The sequence below is a fragment of the Kitasatospora sp. NPDC101157 genome (assembly GCF_044768255.1).
Lineage (GTDB): Bacteria > Actinomycetota > Actinomycetes > Streptomycetales > Streptomycetaceae > Kitasatospora.
In genome coordinates this window covers 323,958-341,377 of the sequence record NZ_JBIWPL010000002.1, presented here as the reverse complement: position 1 = coordinate 341,377, position 17,420 = coordinate 323,958, and the positions used below count along the sequence as shown (strand labels likewise).

Below are 17,420 nucleotides of genomic sequence, written 5' to 3'. Positions count from 1 at the left end.
TCGGGCAATAACGGCTTGCGGCTTGCGGGCCTGGTGGTTACCAGAAGTCCGGCAGGCTGTAACGGTGGGTGTTGGTCCGGTGCCAGTAGTGGTTGCCGTCGAGCCACGCGGCCACCCCGCGCAGGAACCGCACCAGGGTCGGCACCGGGCAGGCGAGCGCCAGCGCGGCCGACTCGGCCTCGAAGGCGTGCATCAGCTCGTTGTGGACCTCGACCGCCTTCAGGTAGCCCTCCTTGCGGGAGACGCCCTCGCGCTCGGAGATCACCACCGGCAGGTTCAGGTGGAGCCCGGGGCTGGCGAGCTCCTTGGTGTACGAGTACAGGTCGTTCACGATCGTGGTGGCGTTGCCGGCCAGGGCGATCACCCGCTGCATGGCGGGCAGCGCGTGCAGTTCGGCGGGCAGTTCGTAGCCGCCGACGGTGTCGGTGATCGTCGGACAGGGGCGGAAGTTGTTGAACTGGCGCATCGCCAGGTACTCCCACACCTCCGGGACGTGGTCGGTCTCGGCCCAGGCGGCCTCGGCCAGGTACCCCATGTGCAGCCGCGCCATGTCGTGCCGGAAGCGGTCCGCCTGGGAGGGCGTGGCGGCACGGACGAAGTAGTCCATCGCCGAGCGGTACGAGCGCCGGGGCGCGTCCTCGGAGAGCGAGGCCTCCCAGGCCGGGTGGTACTCCGGGGTGGTGTGCAGCGGGTCCAGCGCGGTGTGGGCGAGCAGCAGGCGGCTGCCCAGCCCGATCGGCGAGCCGCCGAGGTCCTCGCAGTAGCAGTCGTCCACCGCGTTCTCGGCGACCATCAGTCGGGCCGCGAGCATCAGGTGGTCGGTGCTCGGCGCGTCGGGGTGGCAGGCCACCATGTAACGCCCGGTGGAGAACCCGTCGAAGTCCTTCTCCCACTCCGGCGGGTAGAGCTCGATCTCGTCGACCGCCCAGGCCTTGAGCTTGAGGCTGAGCTCCTCCACCCGGACCGGGTCGGGCTCGGCGACCGGGTGGTGGTAGAGGCCGGGGATCGGGTCGCCGAGCTTCGGCTTCCCGCCGCTCGGCGCCGCGGCGGCCCGCGGCGCGGTCAGCGCGGCGGGGAGGGACGGCACGGGCAGGGAGGGAACGGGCAGGGACGACTTCTGGACGTCCGGAGCCGCCGCCCCGAGGGCCGCCGCCTCGGTCACGACGGCCTCCAGTGCCACGGTCTCGACCAACCTGGTCTCGACCACCGCCGTGTCCGCGGTCTCCGCGGTCGGGACCCCAGGGGCCCGACCCGCCGGCCGGGCGGCCTCGGACATCGGCGCCTGAGGCCTCAACTGCAGCCCGGAGGTGCCCAGTCCGGTGGGACCGCGGAGGATCCGTTCGATCGCCGGGGAACTCATCGGCCCACCGCCGGGGCGGGTGCTGGCCCGGGCCGGGTGCCCGTTCTGGTGCGCAGGGGCATGGAGCCTCCTCTGAGAGGGATCGCATGAGGTGACGGGTCGTCATCCCGCCTGACGCGATGGGGAACTCCACGCCGCGGGCCCCGTCTCGCTCGCTTCCCAACCGTAGGCGCGAAAGCCCGTTCCGGATCGCAACGGGCGATCTTCTACACCCGATAGGGTGAACGTTCAGGCTGACGGCGTTTGCCCGCACCCGAGTCATGCATCGATCAACCCCGCTGTTCGGCGCCCGTTCCCGAACCGGGCACCCCTCCCCGCTCCGCCACCGCGTCAATCCGGTGAACCCCACCCGTGTCCCGGTCCGCCCACCGGCGTTGCGCCCCGTGTTCCCGCCGGGCGGGCCTGTCCGCGCCACCCGCGTAAGGGGGAGGAAACTGGGCGCAGCGCCGTGAGAGGAACGGGGCCAGGAAGGAAGAGCAGCGCATGGAGAGCCAGGCCCGCAGCCGGACCGCAGTCGTCGAGGACCTCATGGAGCGCTTCCCCGACGTGCCCCGGGAGGCGGTGATCAAGGAGGACCTGCTGCGCGGCGGGATGGCCTTCGACGAGTCCGCCCTCAGCGGCAGCACCGGCGCCGACGGGGGTGGCGAGGTCAAGCCGAAGTCGTACTTCATCTTCTCCTTCGACCACCGCACCCTGCCCGAGCTGGGCGCGGCCGCGCTGAACCGGCCGCCGGAGGAGATCGTGCTGACCGGCGGGCCGTACGGGCTGCGCCGCACGGTGGTGTCGGTGCGGGTCAACCCGGACTCGCCGTACCGGGTCGGCGCCGGGGAGGACGGCTCGCTCGGCCTCTACCTGGACGGCGCGCGGATCGCCGATGTCGGCCTGCCGCCGATGCCCGACTACTACCGGCACACGCTGGCCAACGGGAAGTCGGTGATGGAGGTCGCGCCGACCATCCAGTGGGGCTACCTGATCTACCTCACGGTGTTCCGGGTCTGCCAGTACTTCGGCGCCAAGGAGGAGTGCCAGTACTGCGACATCAACCACAACTGGCGCCAGCACAAGGCCGCGGGCCGTCCGTACACCGGGGTCAAGCCGGTCGAGGAGGTGCTGGAGGCGCTGGAGATCATCGACCGGCACGACACGGCCCGGGCCTCCCGGGCGTACACCCTCACCGGCGGGGCGATCACCTCGCAGGTCGGCGGGCGGGACGAGGCGGACTTCTACGGCCAGTACGCCAAGGCCATCGAGGAGCGCTTCCCCGACCGGTGGATCGGCAAGGTGGTCGCCCAGGCGCTGCCGCGCGATGACGTCCAGCGCTTCCGCGACCACGGCGTGAAGATCTACCACCCCAACTTCGAGGTGTGGGACAAGCGGCTGTTCGAGCTCTACTGCCCCGGCAAGGAGCGCTACGTCGGGCGGGACGAGTGGCACCGCCGGATCCTCGACTCCACCGAGGTGTTCGGCGCGGAGAACGTGATCCCCAACTTCGTGGCGGGCGTGGAGATGGCCGAGCCCTTCGGCTTCACCACGGTCGACGAGGCGATCGCCTCCACCCGGGAGGGGCTGCGCTTCTTCATGTCCCACGGCGTGGTGCCGCGCTTCACCACCTGGTGCCCCGAGCCCACCACCCCGCTCGGCAAGGCCAATCCGCAGGGCGCGCCGCTGGAGTACCACATCCGGCTGCTGCAGACCTACCGGGCCACCCTGGAGGAGTTCGGCCTGTCCTCCCCGCCCGGCTACGGGCCGGCCGGGCCGGGCAAGGCGGTGTTCTCGGTGAGCTCCTTCATGGATTCGCTGCCGGGCTGAGCCGGTACGACGGTGCCGTCCCGGGCTCGGGGCGGCACCGTCGGTCTGCCGGCGGCGTCAACTACCGGGCATCGGGCGGACGGTGAGGATCTGCTCGGCCCGGCCGACCGGCCCGTGGACGTCGTGCAGCACGGTGCTGGTGACGCCGTGCCCGGACGGACCGAAGCTGACGGCGGTGTCCAGGCCGGTCCAGCGGCCGTCGGGGCGACGGTGGAAGTGGATGGTCAGGTCGGTGTTGGGGAACATCCAGGCGGTGGGCTGCTCCCGGACGGCGATGCCGTTGGCCGTGTCGACCAGGGCGATGAAGGCGGCGTGCGGGCTGCTCGCCTCCCCGGCGACGATCTCCAGCGGGGTGGACAGCCAGGCGGCGGCGCGGCCGGGGGCGGTGAACCGGCGGCGGACCTCGACCGAGGCGATGTAGCCGCCGCCCCACTGGTCGCCCATCGCCCACGGCTCGAACTCCTCCGGCGCGGGCAGCCGTTCGTCGTGGGTGCCGGCGACGGCGCTGGTGTCCTGCTCGGCCAGGAACCAGGCCCGGGCCCGGACCACCGCCCGGCCGTTGACCGAGGCCACCGCCTCCACCAGTTCGATGGTGCGGCCGGGGCGGAGGGTCCCCACCGTGATCTCCAGCTCGTCCAGGGCGATCAGGCCGAGTATGTCGTAGCTGATCCGGGCCAGGGCGAGCCCGTCGGCAGGGCGGTCGGCCCGGTGGCGGTCGATCGCGTGGGCGATCAGGCCGCCCACCGGGCTGAAGTGCTGCTCGTCGGGGTGCCAGGCGCCCTGCGCGTGGGCGGTCGGCTTGTAGCTGTGTTCGCCGGTGCGCTGGTAGTAGCTGTCGGGCGCGGCGGTGGGGGTGGTCAAGGTGCGCTTCTCCTCGGGCCGGATCGCGGTGGTGCGGCGGACGCCGGGCCCGTGGCGGACGTCCGCGATCACGATCGTAGGAGTCCGAACGGCCCCCGGAGCTGTGATGCGCCCCACACGCCTGCGGCCGGGGCCGCCGTCTTCCTGCACTGCCTCCGGGTCAACCGCGCGCTCCCGCAGCTCCTGTCCGGCTTCGCCCGCGAAGCCCCGAACGCCGGGACGTGAGCCCCGCCTTCCGGCCGTCGGAACAGAACCACCCCCGAGTCGACGGGGCGTCAGGACCGGGCCGGCCTGGTCGGCCACCCCGGTCTTCCCCGGCTCGGGGGCTGCCGTCACACTGGCGCGAGCACGAACGGAACACCGGAAAACGGGGGCAGCATGGCCAGTCGTCCGAACAAGAAGCAGAAGAGACCGCTCGCCGCGGGCGCCGGCCGGTCGCCGAAGCCGGTCCGCCGGCGCCGCCCGGGCAAGGACGTCCAGCTCGCCCCGCGCACGGTGCGCCGTACGGCGCTGCTGGTCGGTCTGCTCGCGCCGCTGCTGATCGTCGGTCTGCTCGCACTCGCCACCGATCCGGACTACCAGGTCCCCTGCACCGTCCTCGCCGTGCTGGTGCTGATGGCGGCCGTGGTCGGGCTGATGATGATCCGCAGCACCGGGTGGGTGATCTGGCCGGCCGTGTTCCTGGGCGTGCTGCTGCTGGTGATCCCCACCGCCTCGCTGCGCGCCCAGCTGATCGCCCACCGCGGGGTGGAGACCCGGGTCGTGATCACCTCCGCGCACAGCGGCAAGGACCGGATGGGCAAGGTGAGCTGGACCTGCGGCATCCGGCGCGAGGACGGCCACCCGCTGCCGCACGGCACCATCGGCGGCACCGGCTGCTCGGGCGGCTCCGTCGGCCGGACCACGACGGTGCTGGCCGACCCGGACGGCTGGGCACCGCCGGCCACCCTGGACGACGACCTGTCCTTCCGCGGCGCCGGGGTCTACGTCACCGGCGCCGCGGCCGTCCTGTGGGCCGCCCTCACCTTCGGCGCGGCCCGCCGCTCCCTGCGCGGGCGGGGCCGCCGCTGAGGCTTCGGCGGGCGGCAGGTGACGGGCCGGCAGGTCCGGGTTGCGGTCAGGCGCCGCGCAGGCCGTCGAGCAGGGCGAGGACGTCCTCGACCGAGCCCGCGGGGTCGAGGACCGGGTAGAGCGCGCCGCGGACGGTGCGGTCGGCGTCGAGGACCAGGGTGAGCCGCTTGAGGCGTTCGACTCCGGCGGCGCGGAAGGTGGGCAGCCGCAGGGCGGCGGCGAGTTCGAGTCCGGCGTCGGAGAGCAGCGGGAAAGGGATCCGCGCGTGGTCGGCGAACGCCGCCAGCTGGTCGGGGCGTTGGGTGCTGACGCCGTGGACGGCGGTGTCGCGGGCGGCGAACTCGCCCATCCGGTCGCGGTAGGTGCAGGACTCCAGGGTGCATCCGGGCGCGCCCGGGACCTCTCCCCAGCCGGGCGGGTAGTCCAGGCCGCCCGGGGCGTAGGCGCCCGGGTAGCAGTAGAGCACCGTCCAGGCGCGGTCCGCGGCGACCGGGTCGGCGCGTCCGCCGGCGGCGGCGTCGAGTTCCAGGGCGGGCAGCCGGTGGCCGGTGAGCGCCCGCACCCGGCGGGTCTCGGCGGAGTCGGGGGTGCTGGTACCGCTGAGCGTGCCGTCGCCGAGGACGTAGCGCCCGCCCCAGTCCTGGAGGGCGACCAGCACGGGCAGCAGACCGCGGCCCCGGCCGGTCAGGTGGTACTCGTAGCGCGGCGGGTGGGGATGGTAGAGCCGCTTCTCCAGTACGCCGTCGGCGACCAGTGCCTTGAGGCGTTCGGTGAGCACCTTGCGGCTGATGCCCAGTCCGTTCTGCAGGGCGTCGAACTGGTGGGTGCCACCGGCGACGTCCCTGATCAGGAGCAGGGTCCAGGTGTCCCCGACCACCGCCAGGGCCTGGGAGATCGCGCAGTCGGGGTCAGCCGCTTCCGTGTGCCGCATGATCACCCATTATAGTGAGTTCCCAAAAGGAACTCAGTCGGGCGGATCCGGTGACGAAGGGGTGGACGTGACGACGCGGACAGCGGACACGGCGGCAGGAGCGGGCCCGGTACGGCCCGGGGGACGCGAAAGCGGCGGGGCGGCGGCGTTCTGGCGCTACTGGACGGCCTCGACGGTCAGCCGGCTCGGCGACCAGGTGACCACGGTGGCGCTGCCGCTGATCGCGGTGGTCACCCTGCACGCCTCGGCCCTGGAGGTCGGACTGATCACCGGCGCCGCGTACGTCGCCTGGCTGGTGATCGGGCTGCCCGCCGGCGTCCTGGTCCAGCGCCTGCCGCTGCGCGGCACCCAGGTCGCGACGGACCTGGTCCGCGCGGCCGCCGTCGCCTCCGTCCCGCTGGCGGCCGCCCTCGGGGTGCTCGGCCTTCCGCAGCTCGTCGTGGTGGCGCTGGTGGTCGGCTTCGCGAGCGTCCTCTTCGACGTGGGCAACTCGACCTTCCTGCCCACCGTCGTCCCCAAGGAGCAGCTGACCGCCCGCAACAGCCTGGTCTCCGGCAGCATCGCGGCCACCGACCTGGCCGGGCCCTCGCTGGGCGGGGTGCTGGTGCAACTCGTCGGCGGCGCGGCCTCGATGCTGCTGGACTCGGTCAGCTACCTGGTCTCGGCCTCGCTGCTCGGCAGCCTCCCGCAGGTCGGGCAGCCCGCCGCCCGGCCGACCGGCGGCGCCGGGATGCGCGAGCAGATCCGCGAGGGCTGGCGCTTCGTCGCCCGGCACCCGGTGATCCGGCCTTGCGTCGCCGACGCCACCGCCGTGAACTTCGTCTGCGGTGGCCTGATGACGCTCACCCCGGTCTTCCTGGTCCGCACCCTCGACGCCCCGGCCGCCGCCGTGGGCGCCCTGATGGCCACCGGCGGCCTCGGCAGCCTGCTCGGCGCGGCCGCCACGCCGCGCCTGGTGTCCCGCTTCGGCGGCGGCCCCTCCTTGCGCTGGGCGGCCGCGGTCTCCACCGTCTTCGCCCTGCTGCTCCCGGCGGCCGGGTCCGGCTGGGGAACGCTGGTCTTCGCGCTCGGCAACGCGGGCTTCTCGGCCGGGGTCGTGGTCACCAGCATCGTGACCCGCACCCACCGGCAGACCCACACTCCGCCGGAACTGCTCTCCCGGGTGATGGCCACGGTCCGCTTCGTCTCCTGGGGCGCCATCCCGGTCGGCGCCCTCGCCGCGGGCGCCGCCGCCGCGGCCTGGGGGCCGCGTCCGGCGCTGCTGCTGGTCGCGATCGTCAGCGTGGCGAGCCCGGTGATCCTGCTGGTCGGCCCGGTGCGGCGGATGCGCGAACTGACCTGAGTGCCGGGCGGCCTTCCGTACGGGCGGGGCGCGGTGGGCGCCCCGCCGCCCGCGGGCTGACCGCGCGCCGCCGCGGCGGTCAGAGCCCGGCCGGCCAGTTGTAGCCGCTCGGCACCGGGACGGCGGCGTTCTCGGCGGCCGTCCCGTAGACCAGGGCGATCTCGTCGTGGGCGTTCAGCGGAATCGCCGCCGGGTCCCCGCTCACCGCCTTGCCGTTGACGTACGCGGTCAGGGTATGGGTCGCGTCGGTGCGAAGTCCGCCGAGGTGGTCGGCGGAGGCGGAGACCTGCCATTCGGTCAGGAACTGGCCCAGGGTGAAACCGGCGCTCACCGGCGACTCGACGTGGATGACGCCGGTGGTGTCGTGGGTGTGCAGCGGGCTGATCTTCTGGGCGCTCTCGTCGATGCCGACCAGCGCGGGCACCGTCACGGCCCGTCCGTCGGCGTAGACGTCGAGGTGGGCGTGGATGTGCAGGGCCGTTCCCTCGGCGCCGAGCATCGGCAGGCCGGCCGCCTTGACGGCCGCGGCGGCGTCGGCGGGTGCGTCCCAGGGCGGCGGGGTGGTGCGGCCCTCGGCGGTGGTCCGCGGGTGCGCCGGGACGCCACTGGGCGCGGTGGAGTCCTGGTTGGTGGCGATCACCACGGCGATCCCGCCGATCACGACGAGCACGAGCAGGCTGATCAGGCCGCCCACCAGCCACCGCCGGGCCCGCGCGTGCCGGACCTCCGCCGCCCGGAGCGCGGCGACGCGGGCCCGCCGCCCGGACGGCCCGGGCTTCTGCGCTGACATGGCTGCGGGCCTCCTCGGTCGAGGTAGCTTCCCTCCCAGCCTGGCAGAGTCCGCCCCCGCCAGCGCGGCGAGCCCGTGGGGGCCACGGACGACCACTGCACGGTCACCGCGGGTGACCGCGAACGGCCTCGGCCCCGGCTCCCGCACGGGCGGGAGCCGGGGCCGAACGGCGTGGTCAGCGCTGGCCGGGGTAGCCCTGCTGGCCCGGCTGGCCCGGGTAGGGCACGTTCGGGACCTGCGGCGGGTACGGCTGGCCCTGCGGCGGCACCGGGGCGCCCGGCTGCGGCGGGTAGGGCTGGGCCGCCGGGTAGGGCTGGGCCGGCGGATAGGCCTGCGGGGCCGGGTACGGCTGGCCCTGCGCGGCCGCCTGCGGGGCCGGGTACGGCTGCTGCGGCGGGTACGGCTGGCCCTGGGGCGCGCCGAATCCCTGCTGCGGCGGGACACCGGGCTGGGCCGGCATCGGCTGACCGGGCATCGGGTAGCCCTGGCCCTGGGGGGTGTCGAACGGCTGCGAGCTCGGGTCGATCGACCCGGGCGGGAAGGCGGCGCTCAGCTGGTCCATCTCGGCGCGCCAGATGCGGTGGATGTTCAGGCGCGTCGGGCTGCTGTTGCCCGGCATCTGGATGTACATCGAGCTCCAGATGCTCGCCCGCTTGACCCGGTTGACCGGGAAGGCGTGCCGCGGGAACGCCGCGACGACGTCGCCGGGGCGGTTGTTCCAGCGGTTCGCCGAGTTGATCACCACGTGGCTGTTGGTGAGCGTCAGGAAGTAGTACCTGCGGGTCAGCACGATGATCAGGCCGACGAGCGGAATCTCACCGAGCGCCGCGGCGAGCCACGGGCTGGGCCCGCTCTCCGCGTGCACGCAGGCGATGAAGGTCTCGCCGGGAGGCGCCACCTGCGAGAGCTTCTCGATGACCTGGGCCTTCTGCTTGGCCCGGAGGAATGCCATGTCTTCTGTACCTCTTACCCCGTCTTGTCCGCCGACTCGGTGCGGCGGGAAATCGGCTGAGGTTAGCAGGTGGTGATGACAATTCGAACACCCCAGCCCCCGCCGACCCCTGCGTCCCGCCTGGGCCGCGGCCCGGTGGGACGGAGTCGGCACACGGACCGTCCAAGGACGGCACGGGTGACGGCCGCCCGGCGCGCGGATCAGCGCACCACGGTGACCGTGAAGCCCTCCGGCGCCCGCAGCCGGACGGCCCCGGCATGGTCGGTCTCCACCTCGATCGGCAGCCCGGCCACCGTCAGCCCGTCGATCCGCAGCGACTCGTACCCGGCCGGGACCCGGTCGCGCACCCGCAGACGGCGGTTGGGGGCGTCCGCCGCCAGCCCGAGCAGCGACTGCAGGACGAGTACGGAGGACGCGGCCGCCCAGGCCTGGGGGCGGCAGGAGGCCGGGTACGGGACGGGGCCGGCGTACCGGTCGCGCGGGTGGCCGGCGAAGAGTTCGGGCAGCCGGTGGTCGAAGGCGGCGGCGGCGCGCACCAGCCCCGCGGCCAGCGGCGCGACGGCGCCGTGCAGTCCGGCGCGGGCCAGGCCGTGCACGGCGACGGCGGTGTCGTGCGGCCAGACCGAACCGGTGTGGTAGCCCAGCGGGTTGAAGCCGGCGGTGCCGGCGTCCAGGGTGCGCAGCCCGAAGCCGCTGTCCATGCCGGCGGCGGTGAGCCGCGCGGCGACCAGCGCGCTCTCCGCCTCGTCGAGCAGACCGGTGCCGAGCAGGTGGCCCAGGTTGGAGGCGATCGAGTCGACCGGGCGCTTGTCGCGGTCGAGGGCGACCACCGGGTACCGGCCGTCGCCGTCCTCGGCCCAGAAGCGCTCGCGGAAGCGCTGTCGCAGGCCGTCCGCCCAGTGGCGCCAGTGGGCGGCGCCGGGGCGGCCGAAGGCCTCCAGCAGGGCGGCGGCCCCGACGGCCGCTTCGTGGGCGTAGGCCTGGACCTCGCTGAGCGCGATCGGGGCCCGGGCGATCCGGCCGTCGCGGAAGCGGATGCCGTCCGAGGAGTCCTTCCAGCCCTGGTTGGACAGGCCGCGGCCGGTGCCGTCGACGTACTCCAGGAAGCCGTCGCCGTCCGCGTCGGCGTACCGCTCCAGCCAGCCGAGCGCGGCCTCGGCGTTCGGCAGCAGTTCCTCGACCTGCTCGGCGGGCAGGCCCCAGCGCCAGGCGTCGTGCAGCAGGACCAGCCAGAGCGGCGTGGCGTCGGCGGTGCCGTAGTAGCTGGGCGGCAGGCGGGAGCCGGTGCCGAGGTGCTGCTCGGCGCGGCGGACCTCGTGCAGGATCCTGCCGGGCTGTTCCTCGGTGGCCGGGTCGACGGCGCGGCCCTGACGGCGGGCCAGGGTGCGCAGGGTTCCGGCGGCGAGGTCGGTGCCGAGCGGGAGCAGCATCCGGGCAGCCCAGAGCGAGTCGCGGCCGAAGAGGGTGAGGAACCAGGGCGCTCCGGCGGCGAGGAAGGTGTCGGCGGGGCGCAGCGGGTCGGTGAGCAGCAGGCCGCGCAGGTCCTGGTGGGAGCGGTGGATCCAGCGGGCGAGGTCGTGGTCGCGGCCGGTGATCCTGGGGGTGGTCCAGGGGGTGGTGGGGGCGGCGGGGAAGAGGTCGCCGTCGCGGTGGTCGGCGGTGCACTCCAGGACGGCCTGCCAGCTCCGGCCGGGGGCGAGTTCGAGGTCGTAGCCGAGGGTGCCGGTGCCGGGGTCGAGGTGGTCGGGCGCCGGGGTGAGGGTGAGGCGGGCGGTGAGCGGACCGCGGCTCCAGCGCAGTCCGTCCGGTTCCGCCTCGGGGACGGCGGCGGTACCGCTGCGGCCGGCCTTGACGGTGTCCATGGCGGCGAAGTCGCTCTCCGCGCGGACCTCCAGGCGCAGTCGGGCGGTTCGGCCGCCGGCGTTGTGGACGCTGTAGCGCTCGACCAGGCGGCCGGGGTGGAGTTCGCGGCGGCGCTCCAGGGTGGTGGCGGGGTCGGCGGTGCTCTCGGCGAGGCCGCGCAGCACGGTGACGAAGGCGGTGTGCCCGTCGGCGCCGTCGACGGTGGCGACGGGGGTGTTGGGGACTCCGGGGGCGCCGACCTCCAGACGGGAGAGGATCCGGCGGTCGCCGTGGTAGAAGCCGTCGGCGCCCTCCGAGATCCGGCCGTCGGGGCGGGCGGCGCAGAGGCTGGGGGCGGCCACGGAGAGCCGGGCGTCGTGCAGGAAGGGCTGCAGTTCGGTCGCTGGCATGGACTCCTCGTTCTCGGTGCGGGGCTTGACAGTTGCTTCCACCCGGGCGCAACCTTTCTGCCGTTGGAGCGTTCCAAGACATTAACTCGCCTGGTGGGATTGATGGAACCCCCGCTTGGAACGCTCCAACACCGGCTCGATGACGACAGAACCTAGGATCACCGTCATGCATCCACACTCATCGCCCAGGCCCAGGACGGGGTCCGCCGTGACCCTCGAAATGGTCGCCGCCCGGGCCGGCGTGGGCCGTCAGACGGTGTCCAACGCGATCAACTCGCCCGAGCTGCTGCGCCCGCAGACACTGGAGCGGGTCCGGCGCGCCATCGACGAACTGGGCTACCGCCCGCACCGGGCCGCGCAGGCGCTCAAGACCCGGGCCAGCCGGCTGATCGGCTACGGCATCCGCTCCAGCAGCACCGGCGTGCCCACACCGGTCCTGGACCGGTTCCTCCACTCGCTCTCCGAAGCCGCCGACCGGGCCGGCTACCGGGTGGTGCTGTTCGCCGTCGCCCCCGGGGACGACGAACTCACCAGCTACCAGCAGCTGCTGGACGAGCACGGCGCGGACGGCTTCGTGCTCAGCGGCACCGACCGCGGCGACCGCCGCCAGGGCTGGCTGCACGAGCGCGGCGTCCCGTTCGTCGCCTTCGGCCGCACCTGGTCCGGCAAGGACGTCGGCGACTGGGTCGACGTGGACGGCGCCGCCGGCACCTCCGCGGCCGTCCGCCACCTCGCCGGCCTCGGCCACCGCCGGATCGGCTTCCTCGGCTGGCCCAGGGGCTCCGGCGTCGGCGACGACCGCGCCCGCGGCTGGCAGGAGGCGATGCGCGAACTGGGCCTGCCCACCCGGGGCCGCCGGGTCGCGAGCCCGGACGACCCCGAACAGGCCACCGGGGCCGCCGAGAAGCTGCTCGCCACCGGTGCCACCGCCGTGGTCGCCGCCAGCGACACCCTGGCCCTCGGCTGGTACCAGGCGCTGCGCCGGGCCGGCCGCGGCCCCGGCCCGGAGGCCGCCGTCATCGGCTTCGACGACTCCCCCATCGCCCCGCTGCTGTTCCCCTCGCTGTCCAGCCTCGCCCAGCCGCTCGACGCCGTCGGCCGCGCCTGCATGCGGCTGCTGCTGGAACGCCTCGGCGACCGCGACCGGCCCACCGAACACATCCTGCTGGAACCGGAGTTGGTCCTTCGCGAAAGCGTGTGACGCCGCTCTCCCGAAGCTCCTCCGCCCCACCCCGCCCCTCGCAAGGAGATCCGCATGGCCACCTCCCGCACCCTCGCCGCGGCCGCCGTCTGCGCGGCCCTCGCCCTCGGCGCCGCCACCGGCTGCTCCTCCTCCGGCGGCTTCGGCGACTCATCGGCCGAGCAGTCCTCCGGCGCGAACCAGAACCTGACCGTGCTCATCGCCACCTCCGGCGAGGCCGAGACCGCCGCGGTCAAGGCCGCCACCGCCGACTGGGCCGGGAAGACCGGCAACACCGTCACCGTGCAGATCGCCGCCAACATCAACCAGCAGCTGGGCCAGGCCTTCGCCGGCGGCAACCCGCCGGACCTCTTCTACGTCAACTCCGACCAGTTCGCCAACTACGCCAAGGGCGGCTCGCTGTACGCCTACGGCGACCAGATACCCGACGCCGCCGACTTCTCCGAGCAACTCCGCAAGGCCTTCAGCTATCAGGGCAAGCTCACCTGCCTGCCCAAGGACAGCTCCACCCTGGCCCTGGCGGTCAACACCGACCTGTGGAAGAAGGCCGGCCTGACCGAGGCCGACTACCCCACCACCTGGCAGCAACTCTCCGACGACGCCGGCAAACTCGCCCAGGACGGTGTGACCGGCCTGGTCACCGCCCCCGACTACCAGCGGCTCGGCGCCCTGCTCAAGCAGGCCGGCGGCTGGATCACCGACCCCGCGCAGACCGCGATGACCGCCGACAGCCCCGCCAACAGGCAGGCCCTGGAGTACCTCCAGGGCATGATGAAGGCCGGCTCCGCCAAGTACGTCACCGAGGTGGACGCCGGCTGGGGCGGCGAGGCGCTCGGCAAGGGCAGGGCGGCCATGACCATCGAGGGCAACTGGCTCAAGGGCGCGATGGCCAAGGACTACCCGGACGTCCCGTACAAGGTGCTCCCGCTGCCCGCCGGACCGGCCGGGCCCGGCACCCTGTCCTTCAGCAACTGCTGGGGCATCGCCGCCAAGAGCTCCCACCGGGCGGCCGGCATCGACCTGGTCAAGCACCTCACCTCGGCCGACCAGCAGCTGGAGTTCGCCAAGGCCTTCGGCGTGATGCCCTCGCGCACCAGCGTCCTGGCGACCTACGCCGCGACGTACCCCGAGTCCAAGGCCTGGGTCGACGGCGTCGCCCACGCCCAGCCGCCGGTCACCGTCCCCGGGTTCAACCAGGTGCTGACCCAGTTCAACACCGACCTCCAGTCCCTGCGCACCGGCGATCCGGCCGCCATCCTGGCCGCCCTCCAGCGCAACGGCGAGCAGGCCCTCAAGAATGCCGGGTGACGCCCGTACCAGGGCCGGGCGCGGGCTGGGCGAGGGGGCCTGGGGCTGGCTGTTCACCGGCCCGATGGTGCTGGTCCTCGGCCTCTTCCTGGTCCTGCCGATCGCGATGGCCCTGTGGGTCAGCCTGCTGCACTGGGACGGCCAGTCCGACCCGTTCAACGGCAACGCGGACTTCGTCGGCCTGGACAACTACCGCCGGCTGTTCACCGAGGACGGCCTGGACCGCACGCTGTTCGCCACCTCGCTGCGCAACACCCTCTACTACGTGCTGCTGACCGTGCCGCTCCAGACCGCGCTGGCGCTGTTCCTCGCCATCGCCGTCAACCAGCGGATGCTGCGCGGCCGGGGCGCCCTGCGCACCGTCTTCTACTTCCCCTCCGTCACCAGCTCGATCGCCGTCTCCACCGTCTTCCTGTTCCTGTTCCAGGGCAGCGGCGCCGTCAACCGGGCGCTCGCCTGGTTCGGGGTCAAAGGTCCCAACTGGTTCGCCGATCCGCGCGGCCTGGTCTGGCTGGTCCTCGCCCGGTTCGGCGTCGACCGGCCCGCGCCGTCGGGCGGCGGCCCGCTCGGACTGCCCTGGTCGGAGTGGTTCGCCGGGCCCTCGGTCGCGATGTGCACCCTGATCCTGATGGCGGTGTGGACCACCTCCGGCACCTTCATGCTGATCTTCCTGGCCGCGCTCCAGGACGTCCCGCGCGAACTGGAGGAGGCCGCCGCCCTCGACGGCGCCAACCGGCGCCAACTGTTGCGCCACGTCACGCTTCCCGCCCTGCGGCCCGTCCTCTTCCTGGTGCTGACGCTCGGCCTGATATCCACCTGGCAGGTCTTCGACCAGGTCTACGTGATGGGCAGGGGCGCCCCCGGCAACACCACCCTCACGCCCGCCTACCTCTCCTACACGGCCGGCTTCGACAACGCCGACTACGGACAGGGCGCCGCCATCGCGTTCGTCCTGCTCGGCCTCGTCCTGCTGCTCACCGCCGCGCAGCGGTTCGTCCTGCGGGAACGGGACGGCAAGCAGCGGCGGTACCCGAAGGGAGCCCGCCGTGCGACACGCTGACCGCTCCGCCGGACCGGACAGGGCCGACCGCGGCACCGGCCCGGACGGGGCCGGCCGCAGTGCCGTCCCGGACAAACCCGTGCTCGGCCGCTTCCCCCGCCCGCTGCGCCTCCTCGGGTACACCGCGCTGACCGGCTTCGCGCTGGTCTACGTGCTGCCGTTCCTGCTGCAGCTGGCGAACAGCCTCAAGACCGACCCGGACGCGGCCGCCCACCCGATGACCCTGCTGCCGGACGGCGGCACCCTCGACTCCTACCGGCGGTTGTCCGGCCTGGCGCGGGGCGTGGAGAACGTCCCGTTCCTGAGCTGGCTGGGCAACAGCGTGCTGGTGACCGTCCTGGTCACGGCCGGGCGGGTGCTGTTCGACTCGATGGCGGGCTACGCCCTGGCCCGGATCCGCTTTCCCGGCCGGCGGCTGCTGTTCGGCTTCGTGCTGGCGGTGATGGCGGTGCCGGGCGTGGTGCTGCTGATCCCGAAGTTCCTGGTGCTGAAGAGTTTCGGGATGTTCGACACCTACGGCGGGATGATCCTGCCGCTGCTGGTCGACGCCGCCGGGGTCTTCATCATGAAGCAGTTCTTCGAGTCGGTGCCACGAGAGATCGAGGAGGCGGCGCGGATCGACGGGGCCGGGACGTTCCGGATCTTCCGGTCGGTCGTGCTGCCGATGTCCCGGCCGTCGCTGATCACCCTCACCGTGCTCTCCTTCCAGGGCTCCTGGAACGAGTTCACCCACTTCCTGGTCGCCACCCGGTCCAGCGAGCACGACACCCTGACCACCGGTCTCGCGCACTTCGTCTCCGGCGGCCTCGGCTCCGGGACGCAGTACCCGCTCAAGCTGGCGGCGGCGCTGGTGTCGACCGTGCCGGTGGCGGTGCTGTTCTTCCTGTTCCAGCGTCACTTCGTGCGCGGGGCCCACTCAGGGTCGTCCAAGGGGTAGGCCGGCGGGCACGGCGGGGGCGGAATCCGGCCAAAGGACCATCATCCCGGACAGATCAGTTAAAGACGGGGTCAAAAAATCGTGTGCCTCCTTGCTGATACTGTGCTCACATGTGTATGCGCTGCGGTGCACTTCGCCGCAGGGGAGGGTCGGCCTGACGTCGTTCGTTCAGGCCCTGTCACACAGGAGACGCACCATCAACACCGCCATCCGCAAGGCCGCGCGCGGTGCGCTGCCCGTCGCGGTCACCGCTTCCGTCCTCGCCGCCGGCCTCACCGCCTGCGGGACCGCCGAGCAGATCTCGGCCGGCCAGAAGGTGTCCAAGGCCTTCGGCAAGATCGGTGACGGCAAGTCGGCCGGCTTCACGCTCTCCGTGGACGCCACCCCCGAGCAGATCGTCGCCTTCAGCAAGGCCACCGGCGACGAGGCCGCCGACGAGAAGAGCGCGAAGGCGCTGTCCGGCCTCTCCATAGCCGTGGCGGTCTCCGCCGACAAGCCGCTCAAGGACGTCGACGCCTTCAAGAACGCGGCCGCCAAGGACCAGAAGGCCGAGAAGGACGTCACGCTCGACAAGTCGGTGCGGCTCTCCTACCGCATCGCCGACAAGAAGGGCACCCCGCTCCTGGAGTACCGTCAGGTCGAGGCCAAGGGGTACCTGCGGATCGACCTCAAGACCGTCCTGAAGCTCACCGGTCAGGACGCCGCCGAGGTCGACGACGTCACCGACGGCCTCCCGTCCGACATGGCCCCCGCCAAGAGCCTGCTGAGCGGCAACTGGACGTCCTTCGACCTCCAGGAGCTCGCCGACGCGGCCAAGAAGGACGACGGCGCCAAGGGCGGCAAGCCGGAGGCCGTGCCCTCGGTCGACCCGCAGGCCGGCCAGGAGCTCTTCAACTCGCTGAAGGACGTCTTCGACCGCACGGTCACCTTCGAGGACAAGGGCAAGAAGGACGGGACCGAGCACATCTGGATGAGCGCCCCCGCCCGCCAGGCCGTGGACGAGCTCTACAAGGCCCTCAAGCCGCTCTCCACCAAGTTCCCCCAGCAGTTCAAGAAGTTCCCGACCGAGACCCCGACCGGCGTCCCGGACCGCCAGGTCGGCGCCGACCTCTACCTCAAGGACGGCTCGCTCTCCTCGGCCACCTTCGACCTGGCGCAGCTGGCGGAGAAGGTCGAGCCGGGCGTCGAGTTCCCGGTGAAGCTGACCTTCAACCAGGACGCGCCCAAGGTCGAGGCCCCGTCGCCCGTGCCGAACAAGATGACCGCCGAGGACCTCATGAAGACCTTCTTCATGGTGGCCGCCGGTGGCGGGGACTCCGACCTCGGCGGCGGCGCCGGGCCGGGCGCCGTCCCGCCGTTCAGCACCGACGCGGCCCCGCTGACCGACGCCCAGCTCAAGGAGCTGACCGCGCTCGGCGTGCCGGAGGACCAGGCCCGTGCCCTCAACAAGGTCGGCATGGGCTTCGAGGACATCAAGTCCATGGCGCAGGAGAAGTGATCCCCTCCTGACGTCCTCGCCCACCGACCGGCCGGCCGCACCCGCGGT

General features: G+C 73.0%; 14 protein-coding genes. 8 read left to right on the top strand and 6 right to left on the bottom strand.

Annotation, left to right across the window (positions count from 1 at the left end; genetic code table 11):
- Window positions 1–37: 37 nt before the first annotated feature.
- On the bottom strand, window positions 38–1,360 hold the full coding sequence (locus ACIRVF_RS04965) for a family 2 encapsulin nanocompartment cargo protein terpene cyclase (RefSeq protein WP_402813795.1): 1,323 nt from the start codon (window positions 1,358–1,360) through the stop codon (window positions 38–40).
- A 483-nt stretch (window positions 1,361–1,843) separates the two neighbouring features.
- Here ACIRVF_RS04965 and ACIRVF_RS04960 point away from each other — a divergent pair, with 483 nt between their 5' ends.
- Window positions 1,844–3,169: a radical SAM protein gene (locus ACIRVF_RS04960; protein WP_402813793.1), complete on the top strand. Its 1,326-nt coding sequence runs from the start codon at window positions 1,844–1,846 to the stop codon at window positions 3,167–3,169.
- 57 nt (window positions 3,170–3,226) lie between these two features.
- Here ACIRVF_RS04960 and ACIRVF_RS04955 read toward each other — a convergent pair whose 3' ends face one another.
- Entirely contained in the window at window positions 3,227–4,030 is an 804-nt protein-coding gene (locus tag ACIRVF_RS04955; protein ID WP_402814617.1) for a thioesterase family protein, read from the bottom strand.
- Between the two features lie 378 nt (window positions 4,031–4,408).
- On the opposite strand from ACIRVF_RS04955, the gene ACIRVF_RS04950 reads away from it, so the two are divergent.
- Window positions 4,409–5,101 (top strand): hypothetical protein, encoded by a 693-nt coding sequence (locus tag ACIRVF_RS04950; RefSeq protein ID WP_402813791.1) that lies wholly within the window; start codon window positions 4,409–4,411, stop codon window positions 5,099–5,101.
- 46 nt (window positions 5,102–5,147) lie between these two features.
- Here the strand turns inward: ACIRVF_RS04950 and ACIRVF_RS04945 are convergent, their stop codons facing one another.
- Complete coding sequence (locus tag ACIRVF_RS04945; RefSeq protein WP_402813788.1) at window positions 5,148–6,032, bottom strand: winged helix-turn-helix transcriptional regulator; 885 nt, start codon at window positions 6,030–6,032, stop codon at window positions 5,148–5,150.
- Between the two features lie 67 nt (window positions 6,033–6,099).
- Here ACIRVF_RS04945 and ACIRVF_RS04940 point away from each other — a divergent pair, with 67 nt between their 5' ends.
- Window positions 6,100–7,374, top strand: a complete 1,275-nt coding sequence (locus tag ACIRVF_RS04940; protein WP_402813785.1) for an MFS transporter — start codon at window positions 6,100–6,102, stop codon at window positions 7,372–7,374.
- Window positions 7,375–7,453: 79 nt separating this feature from the next.
- Here ACIRVF_RS04940 and ACIRVF_RS04935 read toward each other — a convergent pair whose 3' ends face one another.
- The 3 genes from ACIRVF_RS04935 to ACIRVF_RS04925 all read right to left on the bottom strand — a co-directional run bounded on the left by ACIRVF_RS04935 (window position 7,454) and on the right by ACIRVF_RS04925 (window position 11,368).
- Window positions 7,454–8,164, bottom strand: coding sequence for a hypothetical protein (locus ACIRVF_RS04935; RefSeq protein WP_402813782.1), 711 nt, complete (start codon window positions 8,162–8,164; stop codon window positions 7,454–7,456).
- 175 nt (window positions 8,165–8,339) lie between these two features.
- Window positions 8,340–9,116 (bottom strand): hypothetical protein, encoded by a 777-nt coding sequence (locus ACIRVF_RS04930; protein WP_402813779.1) that lies wholly within the window; start codon window positions 9,114–9,116, stop codon window positions 8,340–8,342.
- A 200-nt stretch (window positions 9,117–9,316) separates the two neighbouring features.
- A complete protein-coding gene (locus ACIRVF_RS04925; protein WP_402813777.1) occupies window positions 9,317–11,368 on the bottom strand; it encodes a glycogen debranching N-terminal domain-containing protein in 2,052 nt (683 codons plus the stop codon).
- A 208-nt stretch (window positions 11,369–11,576) separates the two neighbouring features.
- On the opposite strand from ACIRVF_RS04925, the gene ACIRVF_RS04920 reads away from it, so the two are divergent.
- The 5 genes from ACIRVF_RS04920 to ACIRVF_RS04900 all read left to right on the top strand — a co-directional run bounded on the left by ACIRVF_RS04920 (window position 11,577) and on the right by ACIRVF_RS04900 (window position 17,372).
- Window positions 11,577–12,569, top strand: a complete 993-nt coding sequence (locus ACIRVF_RS04920) for a LacI family DNA-binding transcriptional regulator (RefSeq protein WP_402813774.1) — start codon at window positions 11,577–11,579, stop codon at window positions 12,567–12,569.
- A gap of 54 nt (window positions 12,570–12,623) precedes the next feature.
- Window positions 12,624–13,877 (top strand): extracellular solute-binding protein, encoded by a 1,254-nt coding sequence (locus tag ACIRVF_RS04915; RefSeq protein ID WP_402813772.1) that lies wholly within the window; start codon window positions 12,624–12,626, stop codon window positions 13,875–13,877.
- The gene (locus ACIRVF_RS04910; protein WP_402813769.1) at window positions 13,867–14,937 is read left to right on the top strand and encodes a carbohydrate ABC transporter permease; all 1,071 of its coding nucleotides are present in this window, start codon (window positions 13,867–13,869) and stop codon (window positions 14,935–14,937) included. The genes ACIRVF_RS04915 and ACIRVF_RS04910 overlap by 11 nt, the downstream gene beginning before the upstream one ends.
- Window positions 14,924–15,874 (top strand): carbohydrate ABC transporter permease, encoded by a 951-nt coding sequence (locus tag ACIRVF_RS04905; RefSeq protein ID WP_402813766.1) that lies wholly within the window; start codon window positions 14,924–14,926, stop codon window positions 15,872–15,874. The genes ACIRVF_RS04910 and ACIRVF_RS04905 overlap by 14 nt, the downstream gene beginning before the upstream one ends.
- A 112-nt stretch (window positions 15,875–15,986) precedes the next feature.
- A complete protein-coding gene (locus ACIRVF_RS04900; protein ID WP_402813764.1) occupies window positions 15,987–17,372 on the top strand; it encodes a hypothetical protein in 1,386 nt (461 codons plus the stop codon).
- Window positions 17,373–17,420: the final 48 nt, after the last annotated feature.